The organism is Brevibacterium sp. XM4083 (assembly GCF_006489205.2).
In the GTDB taxonomy this organism is placed as follows: Bacteria; Actinomycetota; Actinomycetes; order Actinomycetales; family Brevibacteriaceae; genus Brevibacterium.
In genome coordinates this window covers 1-24,927 of the sequence record NZ_VFYR02000006.1, presented here as the reverse complement: position 1 = coordinate 24,927, position 24,927 = coordinate 1, and the positions used below count along the sequence as shown (strand labels likewise).

Annotated in this window: 26 protein-coding genes; 20 read left to right on the top strand and 6 right to left on the bottom strand. The window is 64.0% G+C overall.

Going from position 1 to position 24,927, the window contains the following annotated elements:
* Positions 1-68: 68 nt before the first annotated feature.
* The 7 genes from FJ887_RS16955 (at position 69) to FJ887_RS16930 (ending at position 5,877) form a co-directional block, all read left to right on the top strand.
* On the top strand, positions 69-1,781 hold the full coding sequence (locus tag FJ887_RS16955) for a DUF885 domain-containing protein (protein WP_095376517.1): 1,713 nt from the start codon (positions 69-71) through the stop codon (positions 1,779-1,781).
* A gap of 86 nt (positions 1,782-1,867) precedes the next feature.
* A complete protein-coding gene (locus tag FJ887_RS16950) occupies positions 1,868-2,482 on the top strand; it encodes a hypothetical protein (protein ID WP_232252597.1) in 615 nt (204 codons plus the stop codon).
* A gap of 142 nt (positions 2,483-2,624) precedes the next feature.
* The gene (locus FJ887_RS16945; RefSeq protein ID WP_232252596.1) at positions 2,625-3,143 is read left to right on the top strand and encodes an MFS transporter; all 519 of its coding nucleotides are present in this window, start codon (positions 2,625-2,627) and stop codon (positions 3,141-3,143) included.
* Positions 3,106-3,342 carry a helix-turn-helix domain-containing protein gene (locus tag FJ887_RS18610; protein WP_095376910.1) on the top strand — a complete coding sequence of 79 codons (237 nt, stop codon included), beginning with the start codon at positions 3,106-3,108 and terminating at the stop codon, positions 3,340-3,342. The genes FJ887_RS16945 and FJ887_RS18610 overlap by 38 nt, the downstream gene beginning before the upstream one ends.
* The gene (locus tag FJ887_RS16940; protein WP_217987211.1) at positions 3,339-3,506 is read left to right on the top strand and encodes a hypothetical protein; all 168 of its coding nucleotides are present in this window, start codon (positions 3,339-3,341) and stop codon (positions 3,504-3,506) included. Before FJ887_RS18610 ends, FJ887_RS16940 begins: the two co-directional genes overlap by 4 nt.
* Positions 3,476-3,991, top strand: a complete 516-nt coding sequence (locus tag FJ887_RS16935) for an MFS transporter (protein ID WP_197907875.1) — start codon at positions 3,476-3,478, stop codon at positions 3,989-3,991. Before FJ887_RS16940 ends, FJ887_RS16935 begins: the two co-directional genes overlap by 31 nt.
* A 122-nt stretch (positions 3,992-4,113) precedes the next feature.
* Positions 4,114-5,877, top strand: a complete 1,764-nt coding sequence (locus FJ887_RS16930) for a GmrSD restriction endonuclease domain-containing protein (protein ID WP_095376912.1) — start codon at positions 4,114-4,116, stop codon at positions 5,875-5,877.
* A 97-nt stretch (positions 5,878-5,974) separates the two neighbouring features.
* Here FJ887_RS16930 and FJ887_RS16925 read toward each other — a convergent pair whose 3' ends face one another.
* The 3 genes from FJ887_RS16925 to FJ887_RS16915 all read right to left on the bottom strand — a co-directional run bounded on the left by FJ887_RS16925 (position 5,975) and on the right by FJ887_RS16915 (position 9,131).
* A complete protein-coding gene (locus FJ887_RS16925; protein WP_232252595.1) occupies positions 5,975-7,591 on the bottom strand; it encodes a DNA/RNA helicase domain-containing protein in 1,617 nt (538 codons plus the stop codon).
* A gap of 88 nt (positions 7,592-7,679) precedes the next feature.
* The gene (locus FJ887_RS16920) at positions 7,680-7,997 is read right to left on the bottom strand and encodes a nucleotide pyrophosphohydrolase (protein ID WP_095376885.1); all 318 of its coding nucleotides are present in this window, start codon (positions 7,995-7,997) and stop codon (positions 7,680-7,682) included.
* Positions 7,998-8,156: 159 nt separating this feature from the next.
* Positions 8,157-9,131 carry a quinone oxidoreductase family protein gene (locus FJ887_RS16915; protein ID WP_095376886.1) on the bottom strand — a complete coding sequence of 325 codons (975 nt, stop codon included), beginning with the start codon at positions 9,129-9,131 and terminating at the stop codon, positions 8,157-8,159.
* 44 nt (positions 9,132-9,175) lie between these two features.
* On the opposite strand from FJ887_RS16915, the gene argC reads away from it, so the two are divergent.
* The 10 genes from argC to FJ887_RS16865 all read left to right on the top strand — a co-directional run bounded on the left by argC (position 9,176) and on the right by FJ887_RS16865 (position 19,621).
* A complete protein-coding gene (gene argC / locus FJ887_RS16910) occupies positions 9,176-10,285 on the top strand; it encodes an N-acetyl-gamma-glutamyl-phosphate reductase (protein WP_095376887.1) in 1,110 nt (369 codons plus the stop codon).
* On the top strand, positions 10,282-11,457 hold the full coding sequence (argJ, locus tag FJ887_RS16905) for a bifunctional glutamate N-acetyltransferase/amino-acid acetyltransferase ArgJ (RefSeq protein WP_140955786.1): 1,176 nt from the start codon (positions 10,282-10,284) through the stop codon (positions 11,455-11,457). The genes argC and argJ overlap by 4 nt, the downstream gene beginning before the upstream one ends.
* A complete protein-coding gene (argB, locus tag FJ887_RS16900) occupies positions 11,454-12,521 on the top strand; it encodes an acetylglutamate kinase (RefSeq protein WP_249356717.1) in 1,068 nt (355 codons plus the stop codon). The genes argJ and argB overlap by 4 nt, the downstream gene beginning before the upstream one ends.
* Positions 12,518-13,753, top strand: a complete 1,236-nt coding sequence (locus tag FJ887_RS16895; RefSeq protein WP_137825226.1) for an acetylornithine transaminase — start codon at positions 12,518-12,520, stop codon at positions 13,751-13,753. Before argB ends, FJ887_RS16895 begins: the two co-directional genes overlap by 4 nt.
* A gap of 80 nt (positions 13,754-13,833) precedes the next feature.
* Positions 13,834-14,769: an ornithine carbamoyltransferase gene (argF, locus tag FJ887_RS16890; protein WP_137825225.1), complete on the top strand. Its 936-nt coding sequence runs from the start codon at positions 13,834-13,836 to the stop codon at positions 14,767-14,769.
* Entirely contained in the window at positions 14,766-15,284 is a 519-nt protein-coding gene (locus tag FJ887_RS16885; RefSeq protein WP_137825224.1) for an arginine repressor, read from the top strand. Before argF ends, FJ887_RS16885 begins: the two co-directional genes overlap by 4 nt.
* 112 nt (positions 15,285-15,396) lie before the next feature.
* Positions 15,397-16,833: an argininosuccinate lyase gene (argH, locus tag FJ887_RS16880; RefSeq protein WP_137825223.1), complete on the top strand. Its 1,437-nt coding sequence runs from the start codon at positions 15,397-15,399 to the stop codon at positions 16,831-16,833.
* A 143-nt stretch (positions 16,834-16,976) separates the two neighbouring features.
* Positions 16,977-18,263 carry a tyrosine--tRNA ligase gene (tyrS, locus tag FJ887_RS16875; RefSeq protein ID WP_137825222.1) on the top strand — a complete coding sequence of 429 codons (1,287 nt, stop codon included), beginning with the start codon at positions 16,977-16,979 and terminating at the stop codon, positions 18,261-18,263.
* A gap of 240 nt (positions 18,264-18,503) precedes the next feature.
* Positions 18,504-19,052, top strand: coding sequence for a hypothetical protein (locus FJ887_RS16870; protein ID WP_137825221.1), 549 nt, complete (start codon positions 18,504-18,506; stop codon positions 19,050-19,052).
* Between the two features lie 161 nt (positions 19,053-19,213).
* Positions 19,214-19,621 (top strand): YccF domain-containing protein, encoded by a 408-nt coding sequence (locus tag FJ887_RS16865; protein ID WP_137825220.1) that lies wholly within the window; start codon positions 19,214-19,216, stop codon positions 19,619-19,621.
* Here the strand turns inward: FJ887_RS16865 and FJ887_RS16860 are convergent.
* Positions 19,618-20,460, bottom strand: coding sequence for a formate/nitrite transporter family protein (locus tag FJ887_RS16860; protein ID WP_137825219.1), 843 nt, complete (start codon positions 20,458-20,460; stop codon positions 19,618-19,620). The two genes, FJ887_RS16865 and FJ887_RS16860, sit on opposite strands and share 4 nt — an antisense overlap.
* Before the next feature lie 149 nt (positions 20,461-20,609).
* Entirely contained in the window at positions 20,610-21,359 is a 750-nt protein-coding gene (locus FJ887_RS16855; protein WP_137825218.1) for an IclR family transcriptional regulator, read from the bottom strand.
* Between the two features lie 184 nt (positions 21,360-21,543).
* Here FJ887_RS16855 and FJ887_RS16850 point away from each other — a divergent pair, with 184 nt between their 5' ends.
* From FJ887_RS16850 to FJ887_RS16840, 3 genes are read left to right on the top strand one after another with little or no spacing between them, the layout of a single operon-like run.
* Positions 21,544-22,893 carry an RraA family protein gene (locus FJ887_RS16850; RefSeq protein WP_137825217.1) on the top strand — a complete coding sequence of 450 codons (1,350 nt, stop codon included), beginning with the start codon at positions 21,544-21,546 and terminating at the stop codon, positions 22,891-22,893.
* A gap of 39 nt (positions 22,894-22,932) precedes the next feature.
* Positions 22,933-24,285, top strand: a complete 1,353-nt coding sequence (locus FJ887_RS16845) for a TRAP transporter large permease subunit (protein ID WP_137825216.1) — start codon at positions 22,933-22,935, stop codon at positions 24,283-24,285.
* Between the two features lies 1 nt (position 24,286).
* Positions 24,287-24,523, top strand: coding sequence for a hypothetical protein (locus FJ887_RS16840; protein ID WP_140955787.1), 237 nt, complete (start codon positions 24,287-24,289; stop codon positions 24,521-24,523).
* A gap of 163 nt (positions 24,524-24,686) precedes the next feature.
* On the opposite strand, the gene FJ887_RS16835 is transcribed toward FJ887_RS16840, so the two are convergent.
* Positions 24,687-24,927 (bottom strand): hypothetical protein (locus FJ887_RS16835; RefSeq protein WP_250786276.1); only part of this gene is annotated, 241 nt, incomplete at its 5' end.

Sequence of the window (24,927 nt, the reverse complement as noted above, 5' to 3'; positions counted from 1 at the left end):
ACGTCCGGCGCGGGTCGAAGCCTCGGCTGTGCTGCCGTTCGGTCGAGGCGAGGAGGAGAAAAGAGCCGATGAAGAAGGGACGAGCACAGGTGGGCGCACCAGATGTCGGCGGGGACACCTCGGCGACCGCGGCAGGAACGGCACTGGCGGAGATCATCGACGCCGAATGGGCGTGGCGGGAGGCGGAGTTCGGTTCGCTCTCGCACAAGGCGGCCATCGTCGATTTCCTCCCGGACGTCGGACTCGAGGCGCAGGAGCGCCGGCAGGCGACGTGGGAGGCGACTCTGGCTCGTCTCGACGGAATCGATGCTGCGACGCTGTCGGCGAGCGAGCGGATCGACTTCCAGGTCTACCGTGAGCAGCTGGTCACGCTCATCGCGGCGCAGCGGCATCGGATGTGGGAGCGCCCGGTCACCGCTGATTCCGCGTTCTGGCGGGGTCTGGCCTTCGATGCGTACCGGCTCGTGCTCGAGGACGAGGCGGCCGCGGAGGCGTATCTGCGGATGCTCCGTGACATTCCGCGGTACTTCTCACAGCAGATCGAGAACATGCGTGCCGGAGTCACGCGCGGTTTCGGTCCCGCGCGCATCTGCATGAGCGGTCGTGAGGAGCCGGTGCGGGCGATCGCCGAGGCGAACGAGGTCACAGAGGTTGCGTTCTTCGGTCCGTTTCGTCGGCTGCCGACGGTGATGCCCGCCGAGGTGCGTGATCGTCTGAGGGCCGAGGCCCTCACCGTCCTCACCGAGGAGGTCATCCCGGCGTATCGGAGGCTTCTGACCTTCCTCACCGGGGAGTATCTGCCGCAGCTGCCCGACTCGATCGCGGCCGTCGACCAACCCGGGGGGATGGACTTCTATCGTTCGCAGATCAGGGAGTACGCGACCATCGACCTCTCCCCGCGGGAGATCTTCGACCTCGGCCAATCAGAGGTCAGGAAGATCCGTGCGGAGATGGAGGAGATCGCCGCGGAGGTCGGATTCGCCGGTGATCTGCCGGGGCTGTTCGCGTACATGCGCTCCGATCCGCAGTTCTATGCCACGACGCCGCGTCAGCTCCTCGCCGAGGCGACCTACACGTGCAAGGCCTTCGACAGAGTCGTCCACGAGTACTTCGGACGGCTGCCGCAGCAGCGTTTCGCCGTCATGGAGACGCCAAAGGAACTCGCGGCCTTCGACACCTTCGGGCGCGGAGCACCGGATCGGTACCTGGTCAATACCTACAACCTGCCGGCTCGTCCCCTGTACTCCCTGCCGGCGCTCACACTCCACGAGTCCGCTCCTGGGCATTCCTTCCAGCTCTCGCTCGCGGAGGAACTCGAGGTCAAAGACTTCCGCAAGCGCTACATCTCCGCGTTCGGGGAGGGCTGGGGGCTCTACTGTGAGCGCCTCGGCGACGAGATGGGGATGTACGAGACGCCGTTCGAACGGCTCGGGATGCTCTCCTTCCAGATGTGGCGGGCTGTCCGCCTCGTCGTCGATCCGGGGATGCACGCGCTGGGGTGGAGTCGGGAGAAGGCGCAGGACTTCCTGCGGGAGAACACTGCGATCGCCGAGCATGAGATCGGCACGGAGATCGACCGGTACATCTCCTGGCCGGGGCAGGCGACGGCGTACTACCTCGGGCAGCTGACGATCGAGAAGCTGCGAGCAGAGGTCGAGGAGGCGTTGGGGGAGTCCTTCTCGATCCGGGACTTCCACGACTGTGTGCTGGGGATGGGCAGCGTGCCACTCTCCGTGCTGGAGACCGAAGTGCGGGAGTGGATCGCCGGCCAGGGCCGGTGAGCGTCGGTTGGGTCCGGGGGTCCGGCTGGGTCTGGTGATCCGGCTGGTTTCGCACAAGACTGCGCCGTCGACGCCGCCTAGCTGCGGTGGCGACGCGGTCGAGCTGGAGCTGGCCGCGGCCGGGGCCGACGTCAGCGGCGCTCTTCGGTGAGCTCATCGACTTCGTCGTCGATTTCGGGTTCCCGATGCCGACGTCGGTGGCGACAACCTTCCGGGCCATCAGCACGCTCGAGGGGTCGATCATGAAGCTCGACCCCAGACTCAATCTGCTCACGTTGGTGACGCGGAACGGGAAGGATCTGCTCCGCGAGGTTGGGGGACTCGGTGTCGATCGCAGTGAGATGACTCTCTACTTCGCGGCGACGGTGCCGCAGATGGCCGAGCTCCCGGCGCAGGTGTCGCGCATCGCCGGGCATCTGCAGGACGGGACCTTGGATGTCGGGACGAGTGGGTTGAATATCTCGATGATCAAGAACCTGCTCAAGTCGACGGTTGAGCAGTTCATTCAGGTGATCGTCTCGACGGCGTTGATCCTTGGGGGAGTGATCCTCATGGCGGCGAACTTCGGTCCGCAGTTGGCGCCGGAGCTCAAGCTGTTCACGTATTTCGGGGCGTGGGTTCTGTTGGCGGGGAGTGTGCTGGCGGCGTTGGTGTTGGCGCCGGCGCTGCGGCAATGGATGGCGTGGGACTCGTTGGGGTAGGCGGACCACCGGTCACACTGCACGGTTTGTGAGGGAGAGCCATGACGAAGAACCTCGTGACCTTACTAAAGGACTTTTGCAAGTCCGTGGAACCGTAAGCACTCACACCCGCCCCAAGCGGATCCGCTACATCGTCGCGGTTGTGCTTTTCATCACCGTCGTCATCAACTACATGGACCGGGCGAACCTGTCCATCGCGATGCCGGCACTGTCTCCGAAATTCGACCTCACCACTGACCAGCAAGGGTTGCTGTTGTCTGCCTTCGGATGGACCTACGCCGCGATGCAGCTGCCCGGAGGGTGGCTCGTCGACCGCGTGCGACCGCGCGTGCTCTATGCTTCGTGTCTCGTGCTGTGGTCCCTGGCAACGCTGTTCATGGGAATGTCCGGCGGGCTCGTCGCCCTCATCATCCTCAGGCTTATGGTCGGTGGTTTCGAGGCGCCTGCCTACCCAATCAACGACAAGGTTGCCACCGCGTGGTTCCCGGAACGTGAAAGAGGACGGGTCATCGCCTTCTATACCTCGAGCCAGTTCATCGGTTTGGCGCTGCTCACACCTGTTCTGCCCTGGCTGCAGATGGTACTCACCTGGCACTGGGTCCATACTGGAGTAATGGGCGAGGATTCCGGAACCATTTCCAGCCATACCATCCCCCTATAGCACCCAGACTCTGGCCAGGGGGCTGCGAATTGTCAGTGCCGTGGCACATGGCTCGACCACGCTGAAGTGGCTCGTCGATTCGACGGGAATCGATCGGTCGAGTGCACACAGGATGATCAATTCATCCTCACCGGTGTCGTCGAAATCATCTGGGCCGCGATCTGATGGCTTATCTACCGCGAGCCGCGCGACAAGATGAAAGTCAACCAGGCCGAGATCGATCTCATCGCCTTGGGCGGGGGATCGGTCGACGTTGAGAGTGACGCGAAGAAGGAGTTAAAGCCGAGCCTCAAGTGGTCCGACGTCAAGGTCTTACTAACTAGGCGGAAGCTCTGGGGCATCTGCCTAGTCAGTTCTGCCTGACCTCGACTCTGTGGTCTTTCCACACCTGGTTCCCGACCTACCTCGTCGACTGCCGGGGGATGGACTACATCGAAACCGGTTTAATGGCTTCGCTGCTGCTCATTGCCGCGCTCGTCGGTGAGCTGTTCTCCGGTTGGGTCTCTGACCTTATGGTGAAGAAATGTCTGTCCCTGGGTACAGCACGGAAGCTGCCGATCATCATTGGACTGGCGATGACCGTGTTCATGCTCGGCGCTAACTACACAGACTCGACTGCGTTGGTCATCGTGTTCATGTCGATCGCGTTCTTCGGCAACGTCTTCGCTGCGATCACTTGGTCGCTGGTTTCAGCATTGGCACCGAAACGACTGCTCGGTCTGACCGGAGGCATGTTCAACTTCATCGGAAACCACTCGTTGACCGCCTTGCCCGATCGTCATCGGCTTCCTCGCCACCGGTATCGACTTCGCCCCCGACGTTCGTCTGCACGGCTGCGGTCACCATAGTCGGCGTGCTTTCGTACGTGTTCCTCGTGGGAAAGGTTGAGCAGCTGAGGGACGGTAAAGAGCTGTCAGACTACTCCCATGATACATTGTGCGTAGCGCAAAGCGGAAAAATGAGGAGTGTCATGGCAGATGTAGATTCGCAGCCGAAAACCATTCAGTCGCTCTATACATGGTTCAGCGAAGGTAAGCTTACGGTGAACCGGCGTTACCAGAGGAAACTGGTCTGGACCCTAACTGAAAAACAAAAGTTAGTCGAATCAATTCTGAATCGATATCCAATACCAGCGGTACTGCTAGCCGAGAAAGGCGAAGGCAAGTACGAAATTATCGATGGACTTCAAAGACTTTTCACAATGATGTCCTTTATAGAAGGAAGCTTTCCCACTCTTCAAGGAGCAATTTTCGACATTGCCCAGTTTCCCACAGCGCAGACGCGTGCGAACGAAAATAAGTTCACGGTTCCAAACTCCAGCAATCTTCTTGAGCCTCGAGAAGTTAACGTTTTTCTCGACTACTCTATGGCGGTATCAGTAATGCGGGGTGCGAGCGAAAATGAGATTGATGACGTGTTTGCGCGCATCAATACCTACGGGCATCAATTGAGCAATCAGGAACGTCGGCAGGCTGGGATAAAGGACGAATTCAGCGATATGATTCGCCTGTCGGCCTGTTTTCATCGAGGCGACGTATCGTCGGATCATCTGGATTTGAGTGACATGCCATCCATAAGCGTCGACCTCCCCATGACTAAGCATGGGTATTTAGTTCAAGCCGACGAGATTTTTTGGGTTAAGTCTGGAATCTTACGGTCTACCGACCTTCGGGATAGCTTAGATGAAGAGTGCCTGGCTGATATCGCAGCGTCGATCGTAGGAGGGCAGATTTTGGAACGATCGAAAGGCGCGCTTGATGAGGTTTATGCCCGCGATAGTGAAGAGAATGAAAGAATAACTCGCGCTCTCGACACGTATGGTTCCGACAAACTATCTGATGAAATAAAATTCTCAATCAGCGAAGTAATGAAAGTTGCACAATCCGGGTCGCCGATAAAGCTTCGAGACCTCATCTTTTCATCTCGGACCACGACGAACGCGTTTCCCGCCACGTTTACGCTGTTAGTAATAGCTTTCCATGAAAAGCTCGTTAAGGAATCTAACTCGATTCGCGACTATGAAGCTCTTAAGGGGTCACTGACGGACTTGGCTTCCCGAATCCAAGGTCGAAAGACTAAGAAGGAGGACCGTCGGAAAAATGTCGACATGATCAAGGGTTTGCTGACCCCTTATGTTGTTCCAGCTACTTCGATGGACGCAGTCTATGGCGACCACACGATTATTGACGTCGATGCGGTGTTGCATAGGTCGGAGATTGAGTTGCCAAACTATGAGCTTAAGCAAGGACTTCTTCGACTTGACGGGTCGAGGGGCGTCGACGCGAATATGATCGACAAGGTCGTCAAAACTGTTGCTGCTATCGCGAATAATGGCCCAAATAGTAGCGGGAAAGTTCTCATTGGTGTGACTGACAAGACGTCAGATGCCGATCGCATTAGAGAGCTCGATGGCTTTCAGCCGATTCGGGTGGGACGCCGCCATGTGGTCGGCGTGCGGAGAGAGGCCGATGTCCTTGGCGAAACTGCGGAGGAGTATTTTGGCCGATGGAAGACGGGCATACGAAATTCTAATCTTAGTGATCCTTTAAAGAGTTCTGTACTCTCCAGCATGGATTATAATAACTATTATGGATTAGGAGTAATTATCATCAGCGTTCCAGGGCAAAACTCTCTTTCGACTGTGGGAGAAAAGATCTATTGGCGCGATGGCGATGAAACGCGTGAAGCGACAACTGTGGATCAAGGTATCAATCTTGGATCCAGGTTTTCCTAGTTCTGGTTAGACCTAAATGTGCCGTATCGCGATTTAATTGCCTTCAGGTGTGAACTCATGGCTTTTCTAAATGATTCCAAGAAAATTCTAGATGCATTTATAATAGTGCACGAACACTCTTTCTTAGATTGGAATCACAAATATACACGTAAGTGCCTCTGATTCCGCGAGTTAGTAATACTCTGTAAATGTTCTTCACATACTCGAGCAAGTCCTCGTCGGAGTAGGTGATTCCCAACTTCGGGTTGTTCTCGCGACCCTTCTTGTCGTAGTAGTGAGTTCGGTTGAACACCAGTTTCTTGGCTACTGGATCGAACTGGAGGTCGTTGCCGATGATGACCCCGGAGTAGTTGAGGTCGTATCCCTGAACCGTATGGATTGAACCGACTTCGTCGACGGACTTCGGTGAATTGATCCAGTCGGTCGTGGTCGAGTTCCAGCGCATCCGCTGACCATCGATCTCGATGTCGTACGCCTCGGGGTCGTTCTTGCTGCGCCAGGGCCAAGCGTATCCCGCGACCAATCTCGACAGTCCGTATTCCTCCTCGCGCTTACGGAGCTCTTCCCTCATCTCCCCGAGATCGGTGAATAGCCTGAGGTCGTAGTCGCCGAAATCCTCGGGTTCTAACGGCGGGTTGTCGCTGAGGAGGGCACGGATGTATCCGACGTAGTCCTTGTCTGCCGCGATTCGCATCTGCGTCTGAAGCGGGTAGTGTCGGCCGGCATTCTTGGCCTTACCAGCGAGGTTCCTCGTCAACGAGACCGGAAGATCGGCTGGTCGGACCGTTTGGCCGACGTCGAGCATGAGAATCGAGTGCCTGCTCTGCTTTTGGATCCAGTCGAGTTGCGTGAGCTGAGGATCGTCCCACGCGAACAGGCGTTCGTTGATCTCGCGGAACTTCTTGTTCAGTGGGCCCGCTGCCTGATTTGCGCGCTGGTTGAGTCGGTGGGCCTCGTCGACAATGAGCAGATCGAACGGTTCGAGGCTCTCGCCAACCTGGAACGGCGTGAGCACCTGATTCCTCTGCAAGCCCGGCGTCAACTTGAAGACCTTCGCGATCGAGTCACGCAGCGACTGCTGAGGGACGACGATTGCGAACCGCAGTTTCTTGAGCAGTTCGGCATGTTCCGGCGTGAAGTAGTCGCTGAAAATCGAGTCGATGTCCAGAGGCTCTTCGGGATCGTGATGCCGGATGTCCTCAAGCAGCTTGAGCATATAGATCGCGACCACTGTCTTGCCGGTGCCCGGATTGCCCTCCACCACGACGGTGTTGCTGACACCGCTCGCGAGATCCTCAAAGAAGCCCTCGAGGATGTCGTCGACCGCGATGGCCTGGTCGTGGTTGAGTGCCTTGAACGGTGACAGTTTGAACAGGTCGCTGTTGACGATCTGCGGAACAGTCCGCTGGAACAACTCTTCATGCGTTCGGAGTTCGTCGAAGATCTGGCGGAAAGTCTTGTTATACGCTTCACGGTCGTAGTACTCGGCGTCGGTGATGCCGGCATTGAGATTGAGCACCTCGAGACGTCCGTCGCCGTGGAACATGCGGATGAGGAATGACTCCAGGTCCAAGCACGCCGACTTGTTGAATGTGTCATCGAGAACGACCCGCACTGACTTGAGGCGTTGCTTGTGCTTCGACTCCAAATGTTGGCGCATCCGCCCCTCGACATTGAGGGATTCGCCGACGTAGACCTGCTTGTCGTTGTTCATGACGTAGACGACCGGCCAGTTCCGGTGACGAGGGTCGACTGCTCCCCACGCTCGGACTGCGTCAGGACCGAAAGGGAATCGTTCGAGCTTAAAGCTGGTCATATTTCTCGCTCCGGCCGCGCGATTTCTCGACGGGGTACTTCTCGCGAGTCTTCGCGAGTTTCTCAAGAACGATAGTGTCGGGATCCACGCCCAGACGCTCGGCGAGCAACAGGCAATAGGTCAGCACATCCGCCAGTTCGTCTTTCGCCGACAAGAGGTCGGCGTCACCCCATTGAAAGCACTCGAGCAATTCGCCGGCCTCGATGCTGATGCTCTTCGCCAGATTCTCCGGCGTATGGAACTGCTGCCACTCACGCTCAGCAACGAACTCGCGCAACTCCTCGCGAACCGACTCGTCATACATAGGCCCAAGATACCAACCACTCGGCCGGAATCTTTGGTTCTACCTGCACAGATGTTATCGACGTGACGGCTGGGGGCAACGTTCGTCCAGGAGGGTATGCCGGCCGCTGGGTGGATCTGCGTGTCACACGCAAGCCAACCCAGCGGCCGGCATCTCACCTCACACCGTCAGCACAACCTTCCCGGTCGTCTTCCGCCCCTCCAGAGCCCGGTGCGCCTCGGCGGCCTCTGCCAACGGGAATGTCTCGCCAATCCTGAAGTCGAGCCAGCCCTTCTCAACGCCGCTCGAGACCATCGCCCACCGCTTCGCTAGTGCCTCGGGCGTCGCAACCATCCACACGAGCGACGGGCGCGAGAGGAAGATTCCGCCCGAGGAGTTCAGCCGCTGGATGTCGAACGGCGGCACCTGACCCGACGCCCCACCGAAGAGCACCATCGACCCGAGCGGCTTGAGCGAGGCGAGCGAGGCATCGAACGTGTCCTTCCCAACCCCGTCATAGGCGACTTCGACGCCCTGACCGTCCGTGAGTTCCCGCACGGTCGCTGCGACATCGACGCCCGGTCCGTAGAGGAACACCTCATCGGCGCCAGCCTTCCGGGAGAGCTCTGCCTTCTCCTCGGTGCTCACCGTCGTGATGACATTGCCGCCCAGATGCTTGATGATCTGGGTGAGCACGAGGCCTACGCCGCCAGCCCCAGCGTGGACAAGCGCCGTGTCGCCCGGCTTGATCGCATGCGACGTCGTCGCCAGATATTGGGCCGTCAGCCCCTGCAGCGGCATCGCCGCAGCCACCTCGGCGCTCACCCCCTCGGGAACGGTGAGGAGATTGTCCGCCGACACGACGACCTGCGTCGCATACGACCCCGGACCCTCGTGCCACGCCACCCGATCACCGACCCGGTAGCTCTCGACACCCTCACCGACGGCGGCGATATGACCCGTGCCCTCGACCCCGACGACATGCGGATAATCCATCGGATAGACCCCTGAACGCCGATACGTATCGATGAAGTTCACGCCCGCCGCCTCGACGTCGACGAGCACCTCACCCGGCCCCGGCCTCGGCGTCTCGATCTCCGCGAACTCCAGCACCTCGGGTCCGCCGGCCTGCATTGCTCGAACCGCCTGGGTCATCACGCCTCCTGCATATAATTTAATGATGCTGTATGGTTATTCATATGAACGATCTGACGGTCGCCGTCTCCGGCGCCACCGGCTATGCCGGGGGAGAGGTCCTCCGACTGCTGAGCACCCACCCCCACTTGAACGTCACCACCGTGTGCGGTCATTCCAGCGTGGGCGAGAAGCTCGGCCGACACCAGCCCCACCTTCCCCGGTTCGCGGACTTCGTCATCGAAGACTCCACCGCCGAGGTGCTCGCCGGCCACGATGTCGTCGTCCTCGCCCTGCCCCACGGCAAGTCCGGAGCGATCGCCCGGGAACTGGCCGAAACCAGCCCCGATACCCTGATCGTAGACCTCGCCGCCGACCACCGGCTCATCAGTCCCGAAGCGTGGGAGACCTTCTACGGCTCACCCCACCAGGGCACATGGACCTACGGCCTGCCCGAACTCCTGCTCGCCGACGGGACGAAGCAGCGCAGCCAGCTCACCGACACCACCCGCATCGCCGTGCCCGGGTGCAACGTCACTGCCGTCACCCTCGGCCTCGCACCGCTGCTCGCCGCCGGGCTCATCATTCCCAAGGGCCTCAACGCGGTCCTCGCCAACGGCGTCTCCGGCGCGGGCAAAGCCCTCAAACCCCACCTCACCGCCGCCGAGATCCTCGGCGACGCGTCCCCCTACGGCACCGGCGGCACCCACCGGCACGTCCCCGAGATCGAACAGAACCTCAACGGCGTCCTCGGCGCCGACCCCGCGAACGGTCCCGTCCGGATCTCCTTCACCCCGACACTCGTCCCCATGACCCGCGGCATCCTCGCCACGATCACCGCCGACCCGGGGGAGAACGTCCCGCGCAGCGCCGACGGCACCCTCGACGCCGACGCGCTCACCGAGGCCTTGACCACCGCGCTCACCGAGGCCTACGCCGACGAACCCTTTGTCCGCGTCCTGCCCGAGGGCCAATGGCCGCGCACCTCGGCGACGACCGGATCGAACGTCGCCCAGATCCAAGCCACCTATGACGCCCGGGCTGAGAAGGTCCTCGTCGTCGTGGCGCTGGACAACCTCGTCCGCGGCACCGCCGGCCAAGCCCTCCAATCCATCCACCTCGCCCTCGGTCTCGACGAGACCACGGCGCTGCCGCAGACAGGAGTCGCCCCATGAGCGTGACCTCACCCCTCGGCTTCACCGCCGCCGGAGTCACCGCCGGCCTCAAACCCAGCGGCACAAAGGACCTCGCCCTTGTTATCAACCAGGGCCCTGCCACCGCCGTCGCCGCCGTCTACACGTCGAACCGCTGTAAGGCCAACCCCGTCATCTGGTCCGAACAGGTTTCGGCCACCGGCCACGCTCGCGCCGTCGTCCTCAACTCCGGAGGCGCGAACTGCTACACCGGCGACTATGGGTTCGCGACCACCCAGCTCACCGCCGAGGAGACCGCGACCCTCCTCACCGATGCGGGCACCCCGACGCAGGCCGATGAGATCCTCGTCTGCTCGACCGGGCTCATCGGCGTCGGGGGAGAGGAGTTCCGCGCCGGCATCCTCGACCACCTCCCGCAGCTCGTCGCCGCCGCCGAGGACTCCGTGACCGGAGGACAGGACGCCGCCGAGGCGATCATGACGACCGACACCGTCGCGAAGACCGCGACCCGGGAAGGCTCGGGCTACACGATCGGCGGGATGGCCAAGGGTGCGGGCATGCTCGCCCCGGGCCTGGCGACGATGCTCGTCGTCCTCACCACCGACGCCCCGCTCGACCAGCCCGCCCTCGATGCGGCCCTGCGCACCGCCACGCACGTCAGCTTCGACCGCCTCGACACCGACGGGTGCATGTCGACGAACGACACCGTCATCCTCATGAGCTCCGGTGCCGCGGACACGACCGTCGACACGGCCGAGTTCGGGGGCCTCCTCGGCGAGCTCTGCCTCGACCTCATGCGCCAGCTCCACGTCGACGCCGAAGGCGCCCACCACGACATCGCGATCACCACCCGGGGTGCCGCCTCCACCGACGACGCCGTCACCGTCTCCCGGGCGGTGGGCCGATCGAACCTCTTCAAGGCCGCGATCTTCGGGGAGGACCCCAACTGGGGTCGCGTCGTCGCTCAGGTGGGGACCACCTCGGCGGACTTCGACCCCACCGCCATCGACGTGGCGATCAACGGCACGGAAGTCTGCCGCGCCTCCGGACCCTACGCCGACCCCTCCGAGGTGACCTTCGGCCGTGAGGTCGACGTCGTCATCGACCTCCACGCCGGTGACAGCGAGGCCACCATCTGGACCTCCGACCTCACCCATGACTACGTCGAAGAGAACAGCGCCTACTCCACATGAGCACCCACCCCGACTTCTCCACGAAATCCACCGCCGCCCGGCTCGCCGCCGCCCAGGTCAAGGCCGAGGCGCTCACCGAGGCGCTGCCGTGGATCAAGACCTTCGCCGGGGCGACGATCGTCATCAAGTACGGCGGCAATGCGATGGTCTCCCCGGAGCTCCAGCAGTCCTTCGCCGACGACATCGCCTTCCTCCGCTTCGCCGGGATCCGCCCCGTCGTCGTCCACGGCGGCGGCCCGCAGATCACCTCGATGCTCGCCCGCCTCGGCATCGAGAGCGAGTTCAAGGCCGGGCAGCGGGTGACGAGCGAGGAGGCCGCCGAGGTCATCCGCATGGTGCTCGCCGGCCAGGTCAACCGGGAGATCGTCTCCCGCATCAACATGAACGGCAACGCCGCGATCGGCCTCTCCGGTGAGGACGCCGACCTCCTGCTTGCGCACAAGACCGTCGCCGAGGTGGACGGACAGACCATCGACCTCGGCCGGGTGGGCGAGATCGCCCAGGTCAACACGATCGTGCTCGGGGAACTCCTCGACGCCGGACGGGTGCCCGTCATCTGCTCGATCGCCTCCGAGATCGGGGGAGAGGCCGGCAAGCCGCTCAACATCAACGCCGACCTCGCCGCCTCCTCGGTGGCCAAGGCCCTCGGGGCGGAGAAGCTCATCATGCTCACCGACGTGCCCGGCCTCTACGCGAACTGGCCCGACACGTCGAGTCTGATCTCCCGGATCGGCCCCGACCGGCTCCGGGAGCTGCTGCCGAGCCTCGACGCGGGGATGATCCCGAAGATGACCGCCGCCCTCGAGGCGATCGAGCACGGCGTCAAGCAGGCCCACATCATCGACGGGCGGATGGCGCACTCTCTCCTCCTCGAGGTCTTCACCTCCGAAGGCATCGGGACGATGGTCGAAAACGGCGTCGTCGAACCCGCCCCGCTCGGCGACGGGCACCGCGGATTCGCCGGCGACGCTGACGGTGATGGTGCCGGTGACGGCGACGGCGACGGTGACGGTGGGGCCGCTAATGCCGCCGAGGTGGCTGATGACGAAGGAGCGGACGCATGACCGAACCGACAACCGCAGCCGGCACCAGCGACTCCGCCGCCACGTGGCGCGAGGACTTCTCCCGCGTCCTCTCACCCGTCTTCGGAACCCCGCAACTCGACCTCGTCCGCGGGCAGGGCTCCTACGTCTGGGACGCCGCCGGCAAGCAGTACCTCGACCTGCTCGCCGGCATCGCCGTCAACGCCCTCGGCCACTGCCACCCCGCGTGGGTCAAGGCCGTGAGCAAGCAGGCGGCGACGCTCGGCCACATCTCGAACTTCTTCACCTCACCCCCGCAGATCGCGCTCGCTGAGAAGATCCACGAGATCCTCGACCTGCCCGAAGGGTCCGCGGTGTTCCTCTCGAACTCCGGCGCCGAGGCGAACGAAGCGGCCCTGAAGATGGCCCGCCGGGCCGGCGGCGGAGGGCGGCCGATCATCATCGCCGTCGACGGTGCCTTCCACGGTCGGACGATGGGTGCGCTCGCCCTCACCGCGAAGGCCGCCTACCGTGAACCCTTCGCCCCCGGCGTCCCCGGTGTCGTCCACGTGCCCTACGGTGATGTCGACGCGCTCGCCGCCGCAGTCAACGACACGACCGCCGCCGTGTTCATCGAACCGATCCAGGGTGAGGTCGGGGTGCGCCGACACCCCGCCGGATACCTGCGCGCGGCCCGGGACCTGACGACGGCAGCCGGGGCGCTCCTCGTCCTCGACGAAGTCCAGACGGGCGTCGGCCGGACCGGGTCGTGGTTCGCCCACCAGGATCCGGAGATCGGCGAGGGCGTCGTCCCCGACATCATCACCTCGGCGAAGGGCTTGGGAGGCGGCATGCCGATCGGCGCGACGATCACCGTCGGCGAGGCCAACACCTCGCTGCTCAGTGCTGGCCAGCACGGGACGACGTTCGGCGGCAACCCTATCGCGTGCGCCGCCGCGCTCGCCGTTCTCACCACGATCGAGACCGAGGGACTGCTCGACCATGCCCGCCGCCTCGGCGATGAGCTGGCCACGGAACTCGAGGAGATTCCCGGGGTCAGCGCGGTGTCCGGTGCCGGGCTCCTCCTCGGCGTCGAACTCGCCGGCGAGCACCCCGACGCGAAGGCCGTCGCCGCCCGCGCGCTCGAGGCCGGGTTCATCGTCAACCCCGTCACGCCCGAGCGTCTGCGCCTGGCCCCGCCGCTGACGATCACGCACGAGGAGATCGCCCCGTTCCTCGCCGCCCTGCCCGGCCTCCTCCGACCCGAGGACTGAGCAGGCGACACCACCTCGGCGCTCTTGCCACCTGCCCGTCCCACCGACTCTGACTCCCACCGACTCTGACTAGGACCACGATGACCCGCCATTTCCTCAAGGACACCGACCTCAGCCCGGCAGAGCTCACGCAGGTCCTCGACCTCGCCGCCGAGCTCAAGGCCGCACCTTACTCGCGCACCCCGCTGGAAGGCCCCCAGACGGCCGCGGTGATCTTCGACAAGACCTCGACGCGGACCCGAGTGTCGTTCGCCGCCGGCATCGCAGCGCTCGGTGGGCAGCCGCTCATCATCAACCCCGGTGAGGCGCAGCTCGGACACAAGGAGTCGATCGCCGACACCGCGCAGGTCATGGCGCGGATGGTCTCGGCGATCATCTGGCGCACGTACGCCCAGGCCGGGCTCGAAGAGATGGCCGAACACTCGAGCGTGCCGGTCATCAACGCCCTCTCCGACGACTTCCACCCGTGCCAGATCCTCGCCGACCTCCTCACCATCCGCGAACGGCGGGGTCAGCTCGCCGGTCTGACCATGGCCTACTTCGGCGACGGCGCGAACAACATGGCGAACTCGTACGCCCTCGGCGGGGTCAGCGCCGGCATGCACGTGCGCATCGCCGCCCCCACCGGCCACCAGCCCGATGAGGCGATCATCGCCGAGGCGACCGCCCTGGCCGCACAGACCGGCGGATCGATCACCGTCACCGACGACCCCGTCGCCGCCGCCCATGGCACCGATGTCCTCATCACCGACACGTGGGTGTCGATGGGCCAGGATGCTACCGGCCGCGACGACGAGGACTCCCCGTTCGTCAAGTACCAGGTCACGCAGGAGCTCATGAACGCCGGCAACGACGCGCTGTTCCTCCACTGCCTGCCCGCCTACCGGGGCAAGGAGGTCACGGCCGAGGTCATCGACGGCCCCGCCTCGGCAGTCTTCGACGAAGCGGAGAACCGCCTTCACGCGCAGAAGGCCCTGCTGACGTTCCTCCTGGAATCCGGTTCGGAGTCCCGATGAGCGAGAACCCGACCGCGGCGCCGCTGACGAAGACCGCCCGGCAGCAGAAGATCATCGATCTCATCACCCGCCGGTCCGTGCACTCGCAGATCGAGCTCGCCGATGAGCTCGCGACGCAGGGCATCTCCGTGACCCAGGCGACGCTGTCGCGCGACCTCGCCGAGGTGGGGGCCGTGAAGATCCGATCGACCTCGGGATCCGTGTACGCCGTTCCCGGTGAGGGCGGTGACCGCAGCCTCCAGCAGTCAACGGGCGACAGCCTCGACGCGAAGCTGCCGAGGCTGCTCGAGGAGCTGCTCGTGTCTGCTGCGGCGCAGGACAATGCGGTCGTGCTGCGGACCCCGCCCGGGGCCGCGCAGTATCTCGCCTCGGCGATCGACCGGTCGTCGATGACGGGGATCTTCGGCACGATCGCCGGGGACGACACTGTCCTCGTCATCGCCGATGCCGCCGTCGGCGGGCAGGCACTGGCCGAGACGTTCCTCGAACTCGCCGCCGGCAGCGCGGGGGAGTAGAACCGACTGACCGCCTCGGCGGCGGTGAGACAATGACAACGAAGATGTGTCCTGCGGACGTGCGGGACGAAACGCCGTTGGACGGCACAGGACGAGCTGCCGCGACGACGGCATGAAAGGACTGCGAGTGAGTGAACGACTGAGCCTGTGGGGCGGACGGTTCTCCGATGGACCGGCCGATGCGCTGGCGGCGCTGAGCAAGTCGACGGACTTCGACTGGCGCCTGGCGAAGTACGACATCGCCGGGTCGAAGGCGCATGCGGCCGTCCTCCACCGTGCGGGACTGCTCACCGAGGACGAACTGTCCGGGATGCTGGCAGCGCTGGACGAACTCGGTCGCCGCGTCGAGTCGGGCGAGTACGTCGCCGCGGAGTCCGATGAGGACGTCCACTCCTCGCTCGAGCGGGGGCTCATCGAGATCGCTGGACCCGAGCTCGGCGGGAAGCTGCGGGCCGGACGGTCGCGCAATGACCAGATCGCGACGATGGGGCGGATGTACCTGCGCGATCACGCTCGTGAGATCGCCGGCCTCGTTCTCGACACCGTCGACGTCCTCATCGCCCAGGCGGAGGAGCACCCCGAGGCGCCGATGCCCGGGCGCACGCATCTCCAGCATGCGCAGCCGGTGCTCCTGGCCCACCACTTGCTCGCGCATGCGTGGCCGCTGCTGCGCGATGTCGAGCGACTCGTCGACTTCGATGATCGGGCCGGTGTCTCCGCGTACGGGTCGGGTGCCTTGGCCGGGTCGTCGCTGGGGCTCGACCCGCAGGCGGTGGCCGCGGACCTCGGGTTCGCCGATTCGGTGGAGAACTCGATCGACGGCACCGCCTCGCGTGACGTGTTCGCCGAATACCTCTTCATCACCGCGATGATCGGCATCGACCTCTCGCGGCTGAGTGAGGAGGTCATCGCGTGGGCGACGAAGGAGTTCTCGTTCGTCACCCTCCACGACGCGTATTCGACGGGGTCGTCGATCATGCCGCAGAAGAAGAACCCCGACGTCGCCGAGCTCACCCGCGGCAAGGCCGGGCGCCTCATCGGCGACCTCACGGGACTGCTCGCCACGCTCAAGGCGCTGCCGCTCGCGTACAACCGGGATCTGCAGGAGGACAAGGAGCCGGTATTCGATGCCACGGACACGCTCGAGCTCCTGCTGCCGGCGTTCACCGGGATGGTCGCGACGCTGACGTTCGACACCGAACGGATGGCCCACCTCGCTCCACGCGGGTTCGCGCTCGCCACCGACATCGCCGAATGGCTCGTCCGCCGCGGCGTGCCGTTCCGCGTCGCCCATGAGCTCTCCGGTGCGTGCGTGCAGCTCGCCGAATCCCGGGACCTCGAGCTCTGGGATCTCACCGATGAGGACTACGCCGGCATCTCCGAACACCTCACCGCCGAGGTCCGCGAGGTCCTCACGACACTCGGGTCGATCGACTCACGGGATGCGAAGGGCGGGACCGCACGCTCGGCCGTGGCCGCGCAGCTCGAGAACGCCCGCGCCGAGGTGGCCCGACTGCGGACCTTCGCGGACTCGCCCCGGAGCGTGTGAAGGGGCGGGGCTCGTACGGCACGGCGGACCGCCTCGGCGAGGTCATCGCGATCCGGACAGGAACTGAACGAGGTCGCGCACGCCGTAGAATTAACCCTGCCGGTTCGATGCCGGCAAGTCCAAACAGTTGCGAAAGGACCGAAGTGACCGACGTATTCAGTGACCTCAAAGCCCGCGGGCTCGTGGCGGTATCGACCGACGAGACCGTGCTCCAGACAGCTCTGGACCAGGAGTCGCTGACCTATTACGTCGGGTTCGATCCGACCGCGCCGAGCCTGCACATGGGCAACCTCGTCCAGCTCATCACCGCCTCCAGGCTCCAGCAGGCCGGCCACAATCCGCTCGCTCTCGTCGGCGGGGCCACCGGCCTCATCGGCGATCCGCGGATGTCGGGGGAGCGCACCCTCAACCCGCGCGAGATCGTCGAGGAATGGGTCGGCAAGATCCGCGCCCAGGTCGAGCGCTTCCTCGACTTCACCGGACCGAACGCCGCCCAAGTCGTCAACAACTACGACTGGACCTCGGAGATCTCAGCGATCGACTTCCTCCGCGACATCGGCAAGCACTTCCCGGTCAACCGGATGCTCGCCAAGGAGTCCGTGTCCGCGCGCCTGAAGAACGAGAGCGGTCTGTCGTTCACCGAGTTCTCCTACCAGGTCCTCCAGGGCAACGACTACCTCGAGCTCTACCGCCGCTACGGCTGCACCCTGCAGACCGGCGGGTCGGACCAGTGGGGCAACCTCACCTCGGGCGTCGACCTCATCCGACGAGTCGAGGCCGCCAACGTCCACGCGATGGCGACCCCGCTCATCACGAAGGCCGACGGCACGAAGTTCGGGAAGACCGAATCGGGCACGGTGTGGCTCGATGCGTCGCTGACCAGCCCGTACGCGTTCAGCCAGTTCTGGCTCAACGCCGACGACCGCGACGTCATGAAGTACCTCAAGGTGTTCTCGTTCCGTCCCCTCGAGGAGCTCGAAGCCATCGGTGCCGAGTTCGAAGCAGCCCCGCACACCCGTCTGGCGCAGAAGGTCCTCGCCGAGGATGTCACCACCCTCGTCCACGGGCGTGAACAGTACGACCAGGCGATCGCCGCAGCCGCCGCACTCTTCGGTGGGGGAGAGCTCACCGCTCTCGACCCGGCGACCTTGGGTGCGGCGACGGCCGAGCTGCCGCGCGGCGAGGTTCCCGAGGCGGCCCTGGGCGCCGGGCTGCCCGTCGCCGATGCCTTCGTCACCGCCGGCATCGTCAAGTCGAAGGGCGAGGCCCGCCGCGCGATCAAGGACGGCGGCGCCTACGTCAACAACGTCAAGGTGACCGGTGAGGATCAGACGCTGACCTCCGACGACGTCCTCGACACCGCCGGTGGGGGAGTCGTCCTGCTCCGCCGCGGCAAGAAGACCCTGGGAGCCGTCGACATCGTCGGCTGATCGACCGGCAGCCCTGACCGAGCGACAGCGCCGCACCGCGAATCCGTTCGCGGTGCGGCGCTGTCGTACCCCGGGAAGGGAGGCGCGATGCCACCTCGGCGTCGGAGCGGTCAGGTGGCGGTCGCCTCGGCGAGGGTGGGGTTATGCTGAGCCCACGATGACACTGCCGTCAGGGGTGATGTGACTGTGACCGAGGGTTCTGGGACCGGTGGCCCGATCGATGCGCGCGGTCGACCGGTGATGTCGTCGTCATCCGCCGAGGTGTTCGAACTTCGCCTGCGCGTCGAGCGCATCGAGCGCATCATCGTCACCGGCCACTGCCTGATCACCGCTGTGCTGCTCATCGTCGGAACGTTTGTGCCGATGTACCGCGACGACCAGACCAACGGCCCCGACCTCTCGTGGTCCGTGGCCACCACCGTCGGCTACGCGATGTCGCTCCCGTTCACCTCTGAGGGTCCCGTCGAGAACCCATCCGGTGTCGAGGTCGTCCTCCTCGTGGGGTTCATCGGTCTGGGGATCGTCATCGCTCTCATCCTGCTCGTCGTCCTCCCCACAGCGGTGACGGGACAGTCGAGCGCGCGGCTGCTGACCTTCTCGCGGATCGTCGTCATTCTCGGGGTCGTCGGTGCGGTGGTGCCGCTGCTGCTCACCGGGCTGGCGCTCAACGCCGACGGTGATGAAGGAGGGTGGGGTGGCGTGGTGCTCTTCGCCGGGATGCTCGGCGCACTGATCGTCATCCTCCCGTCGTTCCGGGACCTCGCCGGCCTGGGCGACGAACGCCTGTGAACTGACGCGGCGCGACGTGCGCTCCGGCGACGAGGTGCTGGTTCGCCGGCCTGGCGTTCTGAAGGGTTTCGTGCCCGGCGGGGAGCATTGGGGCTAACCGTATTGCGCGGCCGTGCACCGGTGAACGACGATGGAGACTCGCGACCGAGGAGACGTGCACCATGAAGACCCTGCTCAACATCATCTGGCTGATCTTCAGCGGACTGTGGCTGGCCATCGGCTACTACATCGCCGGCATCATCTGCTGCATCCTCATCGTCACGATCCCGTGGGGCATCGCGTCATTCCGGATCGGCAACTACGCGCTGTGGCCGTTCGGTCGTGAGGTCGTCGACACCGGTACGGCCGGCATCGCCGCGACCATCGGCAACATCATCTGGCTCGTCGTCGCCGGCATCTGGCTGGCCATCGGGCACGTCGTCACCTCGATCCCGCTGTTCCTCTCGATCATCGGCATCCCCTTGGGGTGGGCGAACCTCAAGCTCATCCCCGTCTCGCTCATGCCCTTGGGCAAGCAGATCGTCGATAGCAACTCGCTCGTTCCCGTCTACCGGGGAGCACATTCCTAAGCGGCCTGCTCCTGGAGCTCTTCGAGGCTGATCTCGCCCCGCCGGACTGCCCTGAGCACCCGATGCGTCCGCACGACCCTCGGCAGTGCGATGACGAGCAGCCCGCCGAGCATGTTGAAGACGATGACGATGACGAACCACTGCACCAACTGCAGGAGCGAGATGTCCGCGCCGGCGAGCATGGCCGCGACGATGATGATGACATTGATCGCTCCGTGAAGCATGCCCAGACCGATGACGAGGAGACCGGTGACCATGCAGACGATCGCCGTGACCACCTGGTTCGTCGCTCCCTGCTGCATGCGCGTGGCCAGAGTGATCGTCGCTCCCGCGAGCAGTGAGAGTGCGATCATGACGACGAGCGAGGACTGATTGATGTAGCCGAGCGCCGTGTCGACGAGCACAGAGTGGTAGTCGGGCAGGCCGGTGACGATCAGCCAGGCGAAAGCCACGCCGCCCACGAGGTTGGTCGCCAGGCTGACCACCCACAGTCGCACCATCTGAAGCCAGGTCGCCTGCCCGGCGAGGACAGCGTTGAGCGGCAGCAGGAACTCCTCGGTGAACAGTTCGGAATGCGCCAGCTTGAGTGCGAGCAGGCCGATGCCGAAGGCCATGCCGGCGAGGATGTCCGACCCTGTGGCCTGCTTGACGAGGATCATCGCCATGATCCCCAAGCCCACGTCGATACCACCGAAGAGGCCGGTGACGATCAGCTCGGGCAGTTTCCGATTGAGTCGCGCGGCCCCTTCGGTGACGGTGGCAGCCGCTTCTTCGACCAGACCGTCTTCGAGATCGAGGTCGTTATCGCCGAGGCGCTCGCGCTGTTCCTTCTGGGTCATGGCTCAAGTCTATGAGTTGGGATCGCTGCACAGTGGTATTTTGACGGCAAGTTGAATTGATGACTCGTCGACGCTGAGTCGGGTTGCGAGGGCAGGTGATCCTTGTGTGCGCAAGGCCGCCGGTTTGTATGCCGATGCGGCCGGCTCGGTCACATCTGCGCGGTGATCCGTCGGCTCGCTTGGAGAAGAGTGGACGTGTGCTCTTCGAGTTCGGCCCGTCCGACGTCGCCGGAGTTGGCGACGACGTTGATCGTCCCCAGCAGTCGGTCGTCGGGAGACCAGATGGGGGCGGTGGAGCTGAGGCTGTCGCGACTGCGCTCGGACTCCGCGAGGAAGTACCCTGCCTCGCGTACCTGTTCGAGATCGGCACGCAGCGCACCGAGATCCTGCACGCGACCGTTCGCCAAGGTCAAAGGTTCGTAGCTGCCGAGGAGCCGTTCGCGGTCGTCCTCATCGGCATGGGCGAGCATCACCTTCCCGCCGCCGACGAAAAGGCCGAGCACCTGTCCGACGGGAAACTGATAACTCAACGGGTTGGGCGCCTCAACGCGAGATACGAGCACGCGCCGATCGGCGACGCGGACGAACACTGACGACGTCAGCGAGGTGTGGTCGGTCAGCGCCGACAGCACGCTCGGACTGACGAGAGCAAGCCGGTCCTGCAGCACGAAGGAGTGCGACATCGGCAGCACCTGCGGGCCGAGGGTGTAGCCGCGAGGCGTGTTCCGGAGATAGTCGCGCTTGACGAGCTGCCCGATCACACGCTGCGCAGTCGCGAGATGTAGGCCGGTTGCACGCGAGATCTCCGTGAGGGTGATCGGCTCATGCGTGCTCGTCACGCACTCGAGAACATCGAGCGCACGATCAAGCGTGCGCCCCTGATTGTTCGTCGCTGCCATGGTGCGTCCTCCCCTTGTCGATGACGTTCTTCGGATGACCGGCCCTGCCGGATCCATCTTCGCAGAGGGAATCAGAACACTCGCATCGGCCCAAGGGTCTTGACGTGGCGCGTGAGGCCGAGCAGAATGATCATCACCTACTACACAATGATAGATACTATCACCAAATGATAGGAGCGCAAAGATGCGTGTTGCAGTTCTCGGTCTCGGCGAAGCCGGATCCCTGTACGCGAAGGCCTTCGCCCAGGAGGGGAATGACGTCGTCGGGTTCGATCCGCGCACGGTGGACGTCCCCGCGGGCGTGACGACGGCTGGCAGTGTCGCCGAGGCGGTCGCGGAGTCCGATCTCATCCTCAGTCTCACGACAGCGAAGCCATCGGTGGCCGTCGCCGAAGAAGCCGCCGAGGCGATTCGGGACGGCGCGGTCTACCTCGATCTCAATGCGGCATCGCCGCTGAGGAAACGGGACGTCGCCGAGGCAGTCGGCAGCCGGGCTCGATTCGCCGATGGTGCGGTCATCGGCTCAGTCCCGCGCTACGGTGCCCAGGTTCACGTTCTCCTCTCCGGGCCGCACTCCGACGAGGCCGCCGATCTCCTGCGGACGATCGGCGCCCACGCAGAGCCGATTCAGGGACGGATCGGAGACGCCTCCCAGCGGAAGCTCCTCCGCAGTGTCTTCATGAAGGGCCTCGGCGCTCTCATCACCGAAGCGATGCGCGCCGGTGAAGAGACGGGGGAGGTCGAATGGGTGCGTGCCCAGATCGCAGGCGAGCTGGCCCAGGGAGAGGACACGCTCGACCGATTGCTCAAGGGAACTCGGACCCATGCCCTTCGGCGCGCTGCCGAGCTGGGCGACAGCCTCGACCTCCTCGCTGATCGCGAACGGCCGTGGCCGATGGCGGAGGCGGCCCGTTCGGTCCACCTCGAGCTGACGCGGGAGGGAACGGGACACCTGGCGGACGCACTCGCGGCCGTGCCCACCTCGGCGCTCGGAGACGGTGGAGACCGTCTGGGATTCCTCGACTCCGATATCAAGCCGATGTGGACCAGTGCACCCATCGCAGGACCCGCCTTCACCGTCCTTACCCGCCCCGGGGACAACCAGGCCATCCATCGCGCGCTTCCGCTCACGCGTCCCGGGGACATCCTCGTCATTGCCGGTGGGGGAGAGACGAATCGAGCGCTCATCGGTGAGCTCATCGCCGAGCGCGCGCTGCTGCGCGGCATCGCAGGCATGATCATCGACGGAGCGATCCGCGACGTCAACGAGATCGCGCAGCTCGGCTTCCCCGTGTGGGCGAAGGGCGTCTCACCGGCCGGCCCGTTCAAATCGGGGCCCGGTCGCCTGCGCACGACGATCGCCGTCGCCGGTGCCGTTTGTCGACACGGTGACTACATCGTCGCCGATGCTGATGGAGTCCTCGTCGTGCCGGCCGACTCGGCCGAACAGGTGCTTGCGGCCGGCAGGGCTGTCATCGCCGATGAACAGCGCCGGCAGTCGGACATCCGCTCGTCGGCCGTCAGCCGGTCGTAGTCAGCGTCCCGTCATCTGATCAGAAAGGGGAGGACAACGATGCCTCTCGCCCTTATCGCTCTCGCAGTCTTCATCACCGTCATTGTCATCTGGAACGTCGTCGTCAAGCGCAATATGGCCGAAGCGATGCTGCTCGGCTTCATCGTCACACTGCTCTTCGCAGGGGCGAACGCTCCTCAGTACGCAGCCGACGCCTTCGTCGAGGCCTCTGAGAACGAAGTGCTCTTCGCCGCCGTCGCGTTCGTCTTCATGACCTACTTCGTCGAGCGGACCGGGGTGATGAACAAGCTCATCGCCATCCTGTCATCGCTCCTCGGGCGACTGCCCGGAGGCCCGGCCTACGTCGACACTGTCGCCTCAGCTGCCATGGGTGCCCTGGCCGGCGGTTCGAACACCGGCAATGCCGCCGCCTCGGGTTCGATCACCGGCCCTTGGATGGTGCGCACCGGGTGGAGGCGCGAACGAGCCGCCACTGTCATCGCCGGAAACGCCGGCCTCGGTGCCGCCCTGCCGCCCAGCGCATCGATGATCATCATGATCGGCTTCGCGGGGACCCTGGTCACGACCTCCCAGGTCTACCTGGCACTGCTCGTCGCTGGTTCGTACCAAGTGCTCCTGCGCATCGGTCTCACCGCGTGGTTCGTGCATCGCGACGGAATCCGCGCAGAGACCGGAGCGGACCACGTTCCCCTGGCATCATCACTGCGCCGAGGTTGGACCTCGGTGCTCGTCTTCGCGGGCGCGATCATCCCGATCCTCATCACCGTCGGACCACTGGCAGACCTTCTCTCATCCGTCCCCTCGATCGGACAATCCCTGGAGAACATCTCACTCATCATGTGGATTCCCATCCTGATCATCGCCATCAGCGCTGTGATCGCGTGGAAGGAGCTGCCGAAGACTCCACGGCAGTGGTGGGACTTCCTTGCCGGTTCGGTGCCGCGGTTCTACACGATCGGAGCGATTCTCTTCTTCGCCATCATGGCCTCCGAGGTGCTCGCAGCCTTAGGACTCGACTCTGATGTCACCGCGCTGCTCGAGATGCTGAACCTTCCGCTGTGGCTGCTCGTCACCCTCATCGGCGTCCTCGTCGTCGTGGTCGCCGGCCCCCTGTCGTCGTCGGCAACGCTCAGTGCCGTCGGACAGGTCGCGCTCTTCTCGATGGTGGCAGCCGGAATCGATCCGCTCCTCGCCGTCGTGGCGATCCTGGTCTTCGCCTCGACCGAAGGTGCCTCACCCCCGGCCTCGGGATCGATCTTCGTTGCGGCGGGCCTCACGGAAGCACAGCCGGAGAAGACCTTCATTCCGCTTGTCGTCTACTATGTTCTGCCCATCTTCGTCCTCGGTGTGCTCATTGCGTTGGGCATCATCCCCGTCCCCTTAGGAGGCTGACATGCGATCAGCACTGAAACCGATTCTCCTTCCGCTCTTCACGCTGGCGATGGCCGTGTTCCTCACCCTCGCGTTCGCGATCGTCATCCTGCAGATCATCGGGCTGGTAACCGGGCAGGGGGACTGGGTCGACACTGCGTACGCCGGGCTCGCACGGCCGAGCATCATCGCCGCGATTGCCGTCAGCCTCCTCGGCTACGCGTACTTCACGACGACGAGTGCGACAGCAGACGACTGACCCCACCGGTTCCCCCTCGCTGAGGCCCCTGGATCCCGCGTGTTTTCAGCGGTGACGGTTGTCACAGCCCGAATCCGGGCCAACGACTTGCCCGCACCCGCTGGGGTGGTCTAGAGTTATATCTCGTTCGCCTCACCGGGAACACCACGATCAAAGGGTGTTTCTACCGGGTGTGACCAGCACAAACAATAGTTTGATGCGGTGGATCACAATAATGGTTGAGATAGTGAGAGCGGACAACCTGTGGATGCCCCTGGTTGATCACGCGGATGATGGTTCGTGTGATGGTTGGGTGTGTGTTTGTGGTTTGAGAATCCAATAGCGTGTTTGTTTGAACAATGTGATGCCAGAAAATTTTTTCTGGTAAGACAACCACACCATGACCCATTGCCTGGGTTGTGGTG

Coding starts and splice junctions, on each gene's coding strand:
- argJ (WP_140955786.1), top strand. CDS start 10,282: ATGAGCGTGACCTCACCCCTCGGCTTCACCGCCGCCGGAGTCACCGCC.
- FJ887_RS16925 (WP_232252595.1), bottom strand. CDS start 7,591: ATGAACAACGACAAGCAGGTCTACGTCGGCGAATCCCTCAATGTCGAG.
- FJ887_RS16865 (WP_137825220.1), top strand. CDS start 19,214: ATGAAGACCCTGCTCAACATCATCTGGCTGATCTTCAGCGGACTGTGG.
- FJ887_RS16915 (WP_095376886.1), bottom strand. CDS start 9,131: ATGACCCAGGCGGTTCGAGCAATGCAGGCCGGCGGACCCGAGGTGCTG.
- FJ887_RS16860 (WP_137825219.1), bottom strand. CDS start 20,460: ATGACCCAGAAGGAACAGCGCGAGCGCCTCGGCGATAACGACCTCGAT.
- FJ887_RS16885 (WP_137825224.1), top strand. CDS start 14,766: ATGAGCGAGAACCCGACCGCGGCGCCGCTGACGAAGACCGCCCGGCAG.
- FJ887_RS16940 (WP_217987211.1), top strand. CDS start 3,339: ATGAAAGTCAACCAGGCCGAGATCGATCTCATCGCCTTGGGCGGGGGA.
- argC (WP_095376887.1), top strand. CDS start 9,176: ATGAACGATCTGACGGTCGCCGTCTCCGGCGCCACCGGCTATGCCGGG.
- FJ887_RS16840 (WP_140955787.1), top strand. CDS start 24,287: ATGCGATCAGCACTGAAACCGATTCTCCTTCCGCTCTTCACGCTGGCG.
- FJ887_RS16895 (WP_137825226.1), top strand. CDS start 12,518: ATGACCGAACCGACAACCGCAGCCGGCACCAGCGACTCCGCCGCCACG.
- FJ887_RS16845 (WP_137825216.1), top strand. CDS start 22,933: ATGCCTCTCGCCCTTATCGCTCTCGCAGTCTTCATCACCGTCATTGTC.
- argF (WP_137825225.1), top strand. CDS start 13,834: ATGACCCGCCATTTCCTCAAGGACACCGACCTCAGCCCGGCAGAGCTC.
- FJ887_RS16870 (WP_137825221.1), top strand. CDS start 18,504: ATGTCGTCGTCATCCGCCGAGGTGTTCGAACTTCGCCTGCGCGTCGAG.
- FJ887_RS16955 (WP_095376517.1), top strand. CDS start 69: ATGAAGAAGGGACGAGCACAGGTGGGCGCACCAGATGTCGGCGGGGAC.
- argH (WP_137825223.1), top strand. CDS start 15,397: ATGAAAGGACTGCGAGTGAGTGAACGACTGAGCCTGTGGGGCGGACGG.
- FJ887_RS16920 (WP_095376885.1), bottom strand. CDS start 7,997: ATGTATGACGAGTCGGTTCGCGAGGAGTTGCGCGAGTTCGTTGCTGAG.
- FJ887_RS16850 (WP_137825217.1), top strand. CDS start 21,544: ATGCGTGTTGCAGTTCTCGGTCTCGGCGAAGCCGGATCCCTGTACGCG.
- argB (WP_249356717.1), top strand. CDS start 11,454: ATGAGCACCCACCCCGACTTCTCCACGAAATCCACCGCCGCCCGGCTC.
- FJ887_RS16855 (WP_137825218.1), bottom strand. CDS start 21,359: ATGGCAGCGACGAACAATCAGGGGCGCACGCTTGATCGTGCGCTCGAT.
- FJ887_RS16930 (WP_095376912.1), top strand. CDS start 4,114: ATGGCAGATGTAGATTCGCAGCCGAAAACCATTCAGTCGCTCTATACA.